Origin of the sequence: Caballeronia zhejiangensis (assembly GCF_000698575.1) — a bacterium.
GTDB lineage: Bacteria > Pseudomonadota > Gammaproteobacteria > Burkholderiales > Burkholderiaceae > Caballeronia > Caballeronia zhejiangensis.
Genome location: NZ_JFHD01000005.1, coordinates 167822 through 180486, shown reverse-complemented (window position 1 = coordinate 180486; position 12665 = coordinate 167822). Strand labels below are relative to the sequence as shown.

Below are 12665 nucleotides of genomic sequence, written 5' to 3'. Positions count from 1 at the left end.
GATCCTGCAGAATGCGTTCGCGCTTCTCGATAGGCATCGACTGAAACGTCCCCGCGTGCTGCTATTCGAGGGGGCCGATCGTCGCCGCGAGAAACGTGAAGGCCGCGGCTTCCGCCTGCGCGACCGCTCCGGGTTCGACGCCCGCGCCGTGCCCGCCGTCGCCGGTCTCCTGATACCAGACGTCGGCGTGGCCTTGCGCCTGCATCTTCGCGGCCATCTTGCGCGCGTGGCCGGGATGCACGCGGTCGTCGCTCGTCGATGACGTGAACAGCGCCGGCGGATACGTCACGTCGGCCTTCACGTTCTGATACGGCGAATACGCCATCAGATGATGAAGATCGCCGGCGTCGTCGGGATCGCCGTATTCGTCGATCCACGATGCGCCTTGCAACAGCAAGTGAAAGCGCGCCATATCGAGCAGCGGCACTTCGGACAGCACGGCGCCGAAAAGCTCGGGCCGTTGGACCATGCACGCGCCGGTGAGCAGGCCGCCGTTGCTGCCGCCCCGAATGGCGAGCTTCTTCGGCGTCGTGACGCCGCTATCGACGAGCGCTTGCGCCACCGCGGTGAAATCATCGAACGAAATTTGACGGTTCTCGCGCAATGCCGCCTGATGCCACGCCGGGCCGAACTCGCCGCCGCCACGGATATTCGCGACCGCGTACAGCCCGCCGCGTTCGAGCCACGCGATGCCCGTGGTTGCGTCGTAGCCGGGGTCGAGCGCGACTTCGAAGCCGCCGTAGCCGTAGAGCAGGCAAGGGCGCGGTTCGGCGGTGGTCTCGATGTCTCTTCCGATCAGCCAGTACGGAATGCGTTCGCCGTCCGGCGCGATCGCGTGGCGGCGCACGGCGGCGAGACCGGTTGCGTCGAATTGCGCGGGAAGGCGCGCGAGCAGTCGCCAGGGCGCGTCGCTGGCGAGATCGGCGTGATAGAGCGACGGCGGCAACAGAAAATGCTCGACGTGGATGAGCACGGTGTCGTCGCGTTCGCTGTCGATCGAATCGACCCATGACTGGCTCGCTTCCGGCAGCGCGAATTCGCGCGCCTGCCATGCGTCATCGGGATTCGCGTCCGGGCGCAGCAGCGTGACGCGCGGCGTGCCGTCATCCATCTGCGAAACGATGAGGAACTGCTTCGTGAAGTCGATGCCCGCGAGGACGAGGCGTTCCGACGGCGTGAAAAGCGCCGTGAACCGGCGCGAGCCGGCGAGAAACGCGTCGCGGCGGATGACGGTCAGCGTGCCGGGCGCGTAGCGGCGCCCGCCCGCGTTCCAGAACTTGCGCGGCGTGACGAAGAGCCAGCCGTTCCAGTGCTCGATTTCCGCGTGCGACGGCAGATCGTACTGGCGCCATTCGTTGGCGGTTTCGTCGAGCCAGTAGTTGAGCGTGTCGTAGAACGTGACCGCGCGCGACGCGAGATGCAGCTTCTCGATCGGATCGTAGTCCACGCCCGCCGACACGTCGCGCCGATTGCCTTCGAACACGACTGGCGCATCCGCGAGCGGCGTGCCGCGCTTCCAGCGACGCGCCTGCCGTGGAAATCCGGATGTCGTCAGCGCGGGGCTCGGGTTCGTCTTGCTGTCGTCCCAGCCGACGTACACGGTGTCGCGATCGATCCACGAGATGTCGTGCTTGCCGACATCGGGCAATGCGAAGCCATCCGCGACGAACGTTTTCGACGCGATCTCGAACTCGCGCACCATGCACGCGTCCGAGCCGCCCGGCGACAGGCTCACGAGCGCGCGATCGTAGTCGGGATAGAGCATGTCGAAGTCGGCGAGGGCCCAGCGTGTGTCGCCCACCGCGTCGGTGTTCAGGTCGAGCGCGTCGACGTCGAGGATCGTTTCCCATGCGGGCTTGCCTTCGAGCCACGCAGACCACGGCGTGCGGCGTACGATGCCGAGCGGATGCGCGTCGTCCTGCCATGTGTTGTAGCCCCAGTCGCCGTAACGCGAACAGGCGACGATGCGGTCTTTCGACGTGTACGCCTTTTCGAGCCGGCCGGCGAGGGCGCGCGCGTCGGGCGTGTTGCCGAACGCGGCTTCGGTGCGGCGGTTCTGGGCGTCGATCCACGACTGCACGCGGGCGTCGTCGAGCGCTTCGAGGCCGATGAAGGGATCGGGGCCGTCGGAGGGCGGCCAGGCGAGTTCGGGATTCTGATCGAGGATAGTCATGCGGAATCGGAGCTTCGAAAGGCAAAACGCCGATTGTGCCTGTTATGGCGGCGCAATGAAAAAGCCGCGCATCAGCGCGGCTTTCGACTTGAACGACCAGGCAGACTCAAGCCAGCCGCTCTTCCGTCTGCGGATCGAACAGCACGGCCTTCGACACATCGAACAGCAGGGTCATGTTCGTCATCGGCTGCGGATTGCTCGCAGGGTGCACGCGCGACACGACGCGCTTGCCGTTCACCTGCGCGAACACGAGCGTGTCCGGGCCGGTCGGCTCGATCACGTCGACGCGCACGTCGACCGGCTGCAGGCTCGCATCCGACACATCGTGCGCGCTGCGCGAATCGGTGATGCGCTCCGGACGCAGGCCCAGAATCACATCCTGCCCGACCTTGCTGCGCAAACGACCCGCATCGAACGGCAGATTCAGCACCTTCTGCGTGACGCCCGTATCGAGTTGCAAACCGACGCCCGAACCCGACTCGACGAGCTTGCCCGTGATGAAGTTCATCGGCGGCGCGCCGATGAAGCCCGCGACGAACAGATTCGACGGCGAATCGTAAATCTCCTGCGGCGCGCCGAACTGCTGCACGATGCCGTCCTTCATCACCGCGATGCGATCGCCGAGCGTCATCGCTTCGATCTGATCGTGCGTCACGTAGACGATCGTCGTGCCGAGGCGCTGATGCAAGAGCTTGATCTCCGAACGCATCTCGATGCGCAGCTTCGCGTCGAGGTTCGAAAGCGGCTCGTCGAACAGGAACATCACCGGATCGCGTGCGAGGGCGCGGCCCATCGCGACGCGCTGACGCTGCCCGCCCGACAGTTGCCCCGGCTTGCGATCGAGCAGATGACCGATCTGCAGCGTCTCCGACACGCGATCGACGATCTTCTTCTGCTCGTCCTTCGGCACCTTGCGAATGTTGAGACCGAACGAGATGTTGTCGCGCACGCTCATCGAAGGGTAGAGCGCGTAGGACTGGAACACCATCGCGATATCGCGGTCCTTCGGCGAGAGGTCGTTGACCGTCTTGCCGTCGATCATGATGTCGCCACGGGTCACGGTCTCCAGACCCGCGATCATGTTCAGCAGGGTCGACTTGCCGCAGCCCGAGCCGCCGACGAGGATCAGGAACTGACCGTCCTCGATATCGATATTGACGCCCTTGAGAACCGGCACCCCGTTCGGGTAGGTCTTGTACACGTCACGGATGGAAAGGCTTGCCATGTGAATCCTCTATCTCTCGATACTGCTCGTTTAACCCTTCACCGCGCCGGCCGTCAGCCCGCGCACGAAATAACGTCCCGCGATCATGTAGACGAGGATCGTCGGCAATGCGGCGATGATCGCGCCGGCCATGTCGACGTTGTATTCCTTCACGCCCGTCGATGTGTTCACGAGGTTGTTCAGCGCCACCGTGATCGGCATGGAATCCACGCCCGAAAACACGATACCGAACAGGAAATCGTTCCAGATCTGCGTGAATTGCCAGATCAGGCACACCATGAAGATCGGCAGCGACACCGGCAGCAGAATCTTCGTGAAGATGGTGAAGAAACCCGCGCCGTCGATGCGCGCCGCCTTCACGAGCTCGGCCGGAATGCTCACGTAGAAGTTGCGGAAGAACATCGTCGTGAACGCGATGCCGTAGATCACATGCACGAGCACGAGGCCGGTCGTCGTGTTCGAAAGGCCGAGAAAGCCCTGCAGACGCGCCATCGGAAGAAGGATCGCCTGGAAGGGGATGAAGCAGCCGACGAGCAGCATCGTGAAGATGGCGTCCGCGCCGCGGAAGCGCCAGTGCGTGAGCACGTAGCCGTTGAACGCGCCGATGAACGACGAGATCAGCACGGCGGGGATCACCATGCGGACCGAGTTCATGAAGAACGGCTCCATGCCGTCGCAGCGCACGCCGGTACACGCTTCCTGCCACGCTTTGACCCACGGCGCGAACGTGAAGTGCGTCGGCGGCGTGAGCAGATTGCCCGTGCGAAGCTGGTCGAGATCCTTGAACGACGTCGACAGCATCACGTAGATCGGGAACAGGAAGTAGAGCGCGAAAAGTATGAGCACCGCGTAGATGACGGCGCGGCTCAGGGTCATCTTAGGCTGCATTGCGGGTGCTCCTCGATTCGAGATACATGAGCGGCACGAGCACGGCGACGACGGTGGCGAGCATCATCATCGACGATGCGGCGCCCACGCCCAGTTGCCCGCGATTGAACGAGAACGTGTACATGAAGATTGCCGGCAGCGACGACGACGTGCCCGGACCGCCCGCCGTCAACGCGACGACGAGGTCGAAGGTCTTGATCGTGATGTGGCAGAGGATCAGCAGCACGGAGAAGAACACCGGGCGCATGCTCGGAATCACGATCTTGCGGTAGATGGTCGGCAGCGTCGCGCCATCGACTTGCGCGGCCTTGAAAATTTCGCCGTCGACGCCGCGCAGACCGGCGAGGAAGAGCGCCATCACGAAGCCCGTCGATTGCCACACCGCGGCGATCACGACGCAGAAAATCGCCTTGTCCGGGTCGCCGAGCCAGTTGAACGAGAAACTCGTCCAGCCCCAGTCATGAAACACTTTCTCCAGACCGAGGCCGGGGTTCAGAATCCACTGCCACGCGGTGCCGGTCACGATGAACGAAAGCGCCATCGGATAGAGGAAGACCGCGCGCAATGCACCTTCGTTGCGGATCTTCTGGTCGAGAAGGATCGCAAGGAAAAGGCCGAGGAACACGCAAATCCCGATGAACGGAATGCCGAACCAGCCGAGGTTGGCGGCGGAAGTCCACCAGACATCGTTGGCGAAAAGCTGTTTGTAGCGGTCGAAGCCCGCGAAATCGTAGCGCGGCATGAGCCGCGATTCGGAAAGCGACAGATACCCGGTAATGGCGATGAAGCCGTACACGAAAACGAGCGCGATCACGACGCTGGGAGCGAGCACCAGCTTCGGAATCATGCGATCGGCGAGCGCCGCCGTCGGTGACGCGCGACGGGGCGGGTTTTGCGGTTTCTTGTCCGCGGCGATGGAGGCAGTCACGACTCGACTCCTGGAAGATGCGCCGGCGCTTTTCGTGCGTTTAGGTGCACTGACTGGCGCTTCTGTGGCGAATGCCTGCTGGCGCTGAAATGTTGCGACGTTACAGATGCAGTCCTGCTCTGTCTTGCCCCGCCCGGCGCATGCCTTTCGCACACGCGCCGGGCGGATGCGGCCTTACTTCGTCTTGGCGGCGTTCGCGAGTGCGGCAACCGCGCTCTTCGAATCCTGCGACGAATTCATGAACTTCGTCACGACGTCGGTCATCGCGCCGGCGACGGCATCGCCCTGAGCCATGCCGTGCGCGAGCGACGGAACATAGCCGCCCGATTTGATCGCCGTCTGTTCATCAGCGTAGGACTTCTTCGCGCAGTCGTCGAACTTATCCATCGGGACGCCGAGACGCACCGGGATCGACCCCTTGTTCAGACTGAACTGCTCCTGGAATTCCGGCGTCATGATGGTCTTCGCGAGCGCGAGCTGGCCCGGCGTCGCAGCCTTCTGGCCCTTCTGCTGGAAGAACACGAACGAGTCGACGTTGAACGTGTAGGCCTTCTCCGTGCCCGGCACCGGCGCGCACACGTAGTCCGTGCCCGCCTTCTTGCCGGCGCCGGCGAATTCGCCCTTCGCCCAGTCGCCCATGAACTGCATGCCGGCCTTGCCGTTGATGACCATCGCGGTCGCGAGGTTCCAGTCGCGGCCCGTGCGGCCGCTATCGAAGTAGCCCTGGATCTTGCGGACCGTGTCGAACACCTGAACCATCTTGTCCGAGGTCAAGGTCTTCTGATCGAGATCGACGATCGCCTTCTTGTAGAAGTCCGCGCCCTGCGACAGCACGACGTCTTCCCACAGCGTCAGGTCCTGCCACGGCTGGCCGCCCATCGCGATCGGCATGATGCCCGCGGCCTTCATCTTGTCGGCGACCTGGAAGAACTCGTTCCAGTTGGTCGGGACCTTGCCGCCCGCCTTGTCGAGCGCGGCCTTGTTGATGTACAGCCAGTTCACGCGATGCACCGAGAAGGGCGCGGCGACGTAGTGGCCGTCGGCGTGGATGATCTTGTCGATTTCCGGCGGCAGGTTCTTTTTCCAGTCGCCCGCGACGGAATCGATCGGCACGAGGACGCCTTGCTCGGCCCATTCCTGGATCAGCGGACCCTTGATCTGCGCCGCCGACGGCGCGTTGCCCGAGATGACCTGCGTCTTCAGCGCGGTCATCGCGGCCGCGCCCGCACCGCCCGCGACAGCGAAGTCCTTCCAGGTGTAACCCTGCTTCGTCATGTCGTCCTTGAGCACGCCGACAGCCTTGGATTCGCCGCCGGACGTCCACCAGTGCAACACGGAAACGGCCTCGGCAGCCTGAACCGCCGACGCCGTCGCGCCGCACAGAAGACCTGCGGCGCACAGCGCGCCCATGAGCTTACGGACTTTCATTGTTTATCTCCTCCAGACACCTGACAAGAAACGATTGGCTCCCGATGCAGCCAGAAGCATGGCTAAGAAGCGGTGGTCGAAAAAACGGCAAAACTGGATGGCCGGGAATCGGCGGTGTCGGCGGGGATGCGGCAGGCGCGAGTCACGACGGACGCGACGTGCCGGGCCGGCAGACCGATAGTCGGCCGCACGGCGCTCAAGAGATGAGTGGGTTGAATCGCAACGGCTGTCTCCTCTTTTGATTTTTACCCGTTCGTTCGAGCGTTGCCCCGAAAGACGCACTCGACGGCGAGGCGCGAGGCCTGAACGATCGTGAGCCGCAAGGGGCGCTTTCCGTGGAAAGCGGCGCGCCGCGCGCTCCGTTAACATGCGCTCAGAACGATCATCTGTAAAAAAGCTCGTCACCAGACTTGTCTGATTGACTTTGGCAATTTTCTGTAGATGACATTTCCTCTTGATTTGGATTGTAGTTAAACTACAATTCAGTGTCAAAAAAAATTTTATCGGACTACGCTGTCATCCGTAGTCACCCGGGCGACTCGCCCCGATTCGACTCACATCCGCTCTCGAACCCACGTAGAGACTCATGCAAAGCGACTCGAACTTCACCTTCGTACTCTTCGGCGGCACCGGCGACCTCTCCATGCGCAAGATTCTTCCCGCGCTCTTCGAGGCGCATCGCGCGGGCATGCTCAATCCGGCGGGCAGAATCGTCTCGGTCGCGCGCGAGGCCAAGCAGCAAGAGGAATACCGCGCGTGGGTCGAGGATCACGTGAAGCCGCATGTAGCGAAGAACGGCATCGATGGAGCCGCGTGGCAGAGCTTCATCGAGCGCTTCGAGTACGTCGGGCTGGACCTGGGACGTCCGGAGGACTTCGTCGTCTTGCGCGACGCGCTCGCCCGGTTCGACGGCACGCGCGTCTTCTATCTGGCGACGGGGCCGTCGCTGTTCGTGCCGATCTGCCGGGCGCTCGCCGATGTCGGCCTGAACCAGAACGCGCGCATCGTGCTCGAAAAGCCGCTCGGCTACGACCTGAAGTCGTCGAACGCGATCAACGACGCCGTCGGCGAAATCTTCCAGGAAGAGCAGATCTATCGGATCGATCACTATCTCGGCAAGGAGCCGGTGCAGAACCTGCTCGCGCTGCGCTTCGGCAACGCGCTTTTCGAGCCGCTGTGGCGGCGGGAATGGGTCGAGAGCATCCAGATCACGATCGCCGAGGAACTGGGCGTGGAAGCGCGCGGCGACTTCTACGACAATACGGGCGCGCTGCGCGACATGGTGCAGAACCACTTGCTCCAGTTGCTTTCCATCGTGACGATGGAGCCGCCGCACTCGATGGACTCCGACTCCGTGCGCGACGAGAAACTGCGCGTGCTGCGCGCGCTCAAGCCCGTCGACGAGCGCGACATCAGCCGCGTCGCGGTGCGCGGGCAATATCATGCGGGTGTGATCCGCGGTACGGCGGTGCCCGCGTACGTGACCGAGCCGGGCGTGCGCCCCGACAGCACGACGGAAACTTTCGTCGCGCTGAAGGTGGAGATCGAGAATTGGCGTTGGGCGGGCGTGCCGTTTTTCCTGCGCACGGGCAAGCGGCTCGCGGATCGCGTCGCGGAGATCGTCGTGAATTTCCGCGCGGTGCCGCATTCGGCGCTCGGCGCGAACGCATTGCGCGCGGGCGCGAACCGTCTCGTGATCCGGTTGCAGCCGAACGAGTCGATTCGTCTCTACTGCCTGGCGAAGCAGCCGGGCGAGGGCATGAACCTCGCGAGCGTACATCTGGATCTCGCGTTCGATCAGTTCTTCAAGGAAGGACAGATGGAGGCGTATCAGCGGCTTCTGCTCGATGTGATTCACGGCCGCCTCGCGCTTTTCGTGCGGCGCGACGAGCAGGAAGCGGCGTGGCGCTGGGTCGAGCCGATCCTGAACGCGTGGGCATCGGCGACCAGCAAGCCGAAGCCGTATGCGGCGGGCACGTGGGGACCGGCGGCATCGAGCGCGATGCTCGCGCAGGCGGGCACGTGCTGGCTGGAAGAAGAGAATTGAGGGAGTGACGCCGACGCAGCCCGCAAGAGGCGCGCGGCGCGCACGAAGATTCAGGACACCGCTTCGCCCGTCATTGCGACGGCGCGAACAGAAAGCGGATCGATAAACCAGAACAAGCAGGAGGAGCAGTGATCGAGCTTCATACTTTCGACGATCCGCGCGCCCATTCGAACGCGCTGGCGAAAGCCGTGAGCGACGCGCTGAAAGCGTCCCTCGCGGCAAGAGGCGCGGCATCGGCCGACGCCGCCGGACAAACCGCTCACGCCACGCTGGCGGTCTCGGGCGGCACGAGTCCGAAACCGTTCTTGCAGTCGCTCTCGCGCGAGCCGCTCGACTGGGCGCACATCGACGTGACGCTCGTCGACGACCGCTGGGTGCCCGAAACCGATTCCGCGAGCAACGCGCAGCTCGTGCGCGACACGCTGCTGCAGAACGCGGCGGGGTCGGCGTATTTCCTGCCGCTCGTCGATACGGCCAAGCCGCTCGAGGCGCACATCGCCGAACTGAACGCCGATCCGCGCCGCCGTTTGCCGGACGTGGCCGTGCTCGGCATGGGCGAGGACGGCCACACGGCCTCGATTTTCGCCGACGCGCCCGAATGGGATTTCGCGATCTCCACGCCGGACCGGTTCATCGCCGTGCATCCGGGCGCGGCGCCGCATGCGCGCGTGAGCCTGTCGATGTCGGCGCTCAAGCAGATCGGGCAGTTGTATCTGTTCATCGCCGGGCAGAAGAAACTCGACGTCCTGAACGCGGCGCTCGCCGCGCCGCAAAAAAACGCCATCTCGACGCTGGCCCACGCTGAAGGAGTGAAGCTCGATGTCTACTGGTGTGCATAAGACAGCGGCTCAGCACGCCGACGGACCGCGGCTTCTGGCCGACATCGGCGGCACGAACGCGCGCTTCGCGCTGGAGACCGCAACCGGCGAGATCGGGCAGATCCGCGTGTATCCGGGGGCAGATTACCCCGGCATCGCGGAGGTGATGCAGCAGTATCTGAAGGACACGAAGGTCGGCCGCGTCAATCATGCGGCGATCGCGATCGCGAATCCGGTCGACGGCGATCACGTGAAGATGACCAATCACGACTGGAGCTTCTCGATCGAGGCGACGCGCCGCGCGCTCGGCTTCGACACGCTGCTCGTCGTGAACGACTTCACCGCGCTCGCGATGGCGCTGCCCGGCCTGACCGACGCCCAGCGCGAACAGGTCGGCGGCGGCTCGCGGCGGCAGAACAGCGTGATCGGTCTGCTCGGCCCCGGCACGGGTTTGGGCGTCTCCGGGCTGATTCCGGCGGACGATCGCTGGATCGCGCTCGGCAGCGAAGGCGGCCACGCGACGTTTTCGCCGTTCGACGAGAACGAAGACCTCGTCACCCGCTATGCGCGCCGCAAGTTTCCGCACGTCTCGTTCGAGCGCGTGTGCGCGGGGCAGGGGCTGGAGCTGATTTACCGGGCGTTCGCGGAGCGCGACAACGTCACGGTCGCCGACACCTTCACCGCCGCCGATGTCACGACGCGCGCGCTGCAAGGCGAGCCGCTCGCGCTCGAAACGGTGAACTGTTTCTGCGCGATCCTCGGCACGTTCGCGGGCAATATCGCGGTGACGCTGGGCGCGCTGGGCGGCATTTACATCGGCGGCGGCATCGTGCTGAAGCTCGGCGAGCTGTTCCACAAGTCGCCGTTTCGCGAGCGCTTCGAGTCGAAAGGGCGCTTCCAGCAGTATCTGTCGGGCATTCCGACGTACATCATCACGGCGGAATATCCGGCGTTTCTCGGCGTGTCGGCGATTTTGTCGGAGCAGTTGTCGAATCGCGCGAACAGCGGTTCGTCGGCCGTGTTCGAACGCATCCGCCAGATGCGTGACGCGCTGACGCCCGCCGAGCGGCGCGTCGCCGATCTCGCGCTGAATCATCCGCGCTCGATCATCAACGATCCGATCATCGACATCGCGCGCAAGGCCGACGTCAGCCAGCCGACGGTGATCCGCTTTTGCCGCTCGCTCGGCTGCCAGGGCTTGTCCGACTTCAAGCTGAAGCTCGCGACCGGCTTGACCGGCACCATTCCGGTGAGCCACAGCCAGGTGCATCTCGGCGATACGGCCACGGACTTCGGCGCGAAGGTGCTCGACAACACCGTGTCGGCGATCCTGCAGTTGCGCGAGCATCTGAACTTCGAGAACGTCGAGCGCGCGATCGATATCCTCAACGGCGCGCGGCGCATCGAGTTCTACGGGCTCGGGAATTCTAATATCGTCGCGCAGGACGCGCACTACAAGTTCTTCCGCTTCGGCATTCCGACGATCGCGTACGGCGACCTGTACATGCAGGCGGCGTCCGCGGCGCTGCTCGGCAAGGGCGATGTGATCGTGGCGGTGTCGAAGTCGGGGCGCGCGCCGGAACTGCTGCGCGTGCTCGAAGTGGCGATGCAGCAAGGCGCGACGGTCATCGCTATTACGTCGAGCAACACGCCGCTCGCCAAGCGCGCGACGGTCGCGCTGGAGACGGATCACATCGAGATCCGCGAGTCGCAGCTTTCGATGATCTCGCGCATTCTGCACCTCGTCATCATCGACATTCTCGCGGTCGGCGTCGCGATTCGCCGTGCCGCGCCGAAGCCCGGCGCGAAGATCAGCGAGACGGTCGCGAAGGCGCGTCAGTCGAGCGACGATGACGCCGCCGCCGTGCTCGACTGGCTGAGCCACGGCGCATCGGGAATGGCGCGGGACTGAAGCGCTTTCGAAGCGCGATGAACGAAGGGCCGCCGATGCGAATCGGCGGCCCTTTGTCTTGCGGATCGAACCGGCGCGTCAGAACGAGTGCTGGATGCCCGCGTACACGCCCGACTGGCTGTGTCCGACGAGCGGGTTGTCCGTCGCCGCCGACGTGCCGTAGTTGTTGGCGTTCAGGCCGTAGTTCGCGGTGCTGCTGTTGCGCACCGTGGCGATCTGAATGTCGAACAGCGTGCGCTTCGAGATGTTGTACGAACCGCCGACCGAATAGATGGTCGCGTTGCCCGCGCCGTTGTTGCCGTTCACGTGATACACCGCGCCGATCAGCGCCGCTGCCGGCGTGGCTTGCCACGTCACGCCGCCCCATTCGTGATCGAGCGTGCTCGGCTGGCCGGGCAGCAGGTTCGTCATGCCGGACGTGCGGATCGCCTGATAGCCGCCCTGCAGCTTGAACTGGCCGAGGAACACGTTGAACATCGCCGTGTATTCGCGCGAGTAGGCGTAGGCACCGTTGCCCGTGCTGTAGTCACCGCCGAGCGTGCCGTTCGCCGGGTTGCGGATCTCGTCGTAGATGCCGCGCACCTGAAACAGCGGCGATGTGTAGGTGATCTGCGCACCGGCCTGACGGCCCTGCGGCGTGGTGCCGTTGCCGTTCCAGTTGGTCGCGTTGGACAGCGCGTACTGGCCGTAGAAATCGAAGCCCGCGAACTTCGGCGACTGATACGAAATGTTGTTGCTCGACTGCGGCCAGTTGCGGCCACGCACCAGCGATGCCGACGACCAGTTCGACTGACCGAACGGATCGAAGTCCCATATGCCGTTCGAGATGAAGAGCTCACGGCCGAGCAGAACCGTACCGAACTGATCGTTGGCGATACCGACCGTCGCCCAGCGATTGAAGAGGTTGCCTTGCGCCTGGCCGTTCATCGCGTTGAAGCCGTTTTCCAGCCGGAAAACGGCGCGGTTGCCGCCGCCCAGGTCCTCGGCGCCCTTGATGCCCCACAGGCTCGTGCCCCAATCGCCGCTTTCGGCGCGAAAACGATGCGTGCTGCCGCCGGCGCCGTCGGGCACGCCGCTCATGTATTCGAGTCCCGCGTCGATGCGGCCGTACAGCGTCACGCTGCTCTGTGCATGTGCCGCTGCGCTGAACGCCATGAGTGCTGCCGACGCGAGCAATACCTTCTTCATCATCCCCTCCAAAACGCTGTCAAAGAAAACATGTGCATGACGAGGCATCGCGATCACG

The 12665-nt window shown here is 64.1% G+C and carries 9 protein-coding genes; 3 read left to right on the top strand and 6 right to left on the bottom strand.

The genetic code is table 11. The annotated features are described in order from the left end of the window. Nucleotides 1–61: 61 nt before the first annotated feature. The 5 genes from BG60_RS10225 to BG60_RS10205 all read right to left on the bottom strand — a co-directional run bounded on the left by BG60_RS10225 (nucleotide 62) and on the right by BG60_RS10205 (nucleotide 6642). Nucleotides 62–2173, bottom strand: coding sequence for a prolyl oligopeptidase family serine peptidase (locus tag BG60_RS10225; RefSeq protein WP_034471316.1), 2112 nt, complete (start codon nucleotides 2171–2173; stop codon nucleotides 62–64). Nucleotides 2174–2279: 106 nt separating this feature from the next. Continuing rightward, the gene (locus BG60_RS10220; RefSeq protein ID WP_008350840.1) at nucleotides 2280–3398 is read right to left on the bottom strand and encodes an ABC transporter ATP-binding protein; all 1119 of its coding nucleotides are present in this window, start codon (nucleotides 3396–3398) and stop codon (nucleotides 2280–2282) included. Between the two features lie 30 nt (nucleotides 3399–3428). Further along, complete coding sequence (locus tag BG60_RS10215; protein ID WP_008350838.1) at nucleotides 3429–4286, bottom strand: carbohydrate ABC transporter permease; 858 nt, start codon at nucleotides 4284–4286, stop codon at nucleotides 3429–3431. Beyond that, the gene (locus BG60_RS10210; protein WP_235366287.1) at nucleotides 4276–5133 is read right to left on the bottom strand and encodes a carbohydrate ABC transporter permease; all 858 of its coding nucleotides are present in this window, start codon (nucleotides 5131–5133) and stop codon (nucleotides 4276–4278) included. Before BG60_RS10210 ends, BG60_RS10215 begins: the two co-directional genes overlap by 11 nt. Nucleotides 5134–5388: 255 nt before the next feature. Then, on the bottom strand, nucleotides 5389–6642 hold the full coding sequence (locus tag BG60_RS10205) for an ABC transporter substrate-binding protein (protein WP_008350833.1): 1254 nt from the start codon (nucleotides 6640–6642) through the stop codon (nucleotides 5389–5391). Between the two features lie 586 nt (nucleotides 6643–7228). Between BG60_RS10205 and zwf the strand changes: the two genes are divergently transcribed. From zwf to BG60_RS10190, 3 genes are all read left to right on the top strand, one after another. After that, nucleotides 7229–8689 (top strand): glucose-6-phosphate dehydrogenase, encoded by a 1461-nt coding sequence (gene zwf / locus BG60_RS10200; protein ID WP_034471314.1) that lies wholly within the window; start codon nucleotides 7229–7231, stop codon nucleotides 8687–8689. A 128-nt stretch (nucleotides 8690–8817) separates the two neighbouring features. Next, on the top strand, nucleotides 8818–9528 hold the full coding sequence (pgl, locus tag BG60_RS10195; protein ID WP_034471312.1) for a 6-phosphogluconolactonase: 711 nt from the start codon (nucleotides 8818–8820) through the stop codon (nucleotides 9526–9528). Then, a complete protein-coding gene (locus BG60_RS10190; RefSeq protein WP_033536676.1) occupies nucleotides 9509–11419 on the top strand; it encodes a bifunctional transcriptional regulator/glucokinase in 1911 nt (636 codons plus the stop codon). The genes pgl and BG60_RS10190 overlap by 20 nt, the downstream gene beginning before the upstream one ends. Nucleotides 11420–11497: 78 nt before the next feature. On the opposite strand, the gene BG60_RS10185 is transcribed toward BG60_RS10190, so the two are convergent. Further along, a complete protein-coding gene (locus BG60_RS10185; RefSeq protein WP_008350824.1) occupies nucleotides 11498–12607 on the bottom strand; it encodes a porin in 1110 nt (369 codons plus the stop codon). Nucleotides 12608–12665 lie beyond the last annotated feature (58 nt).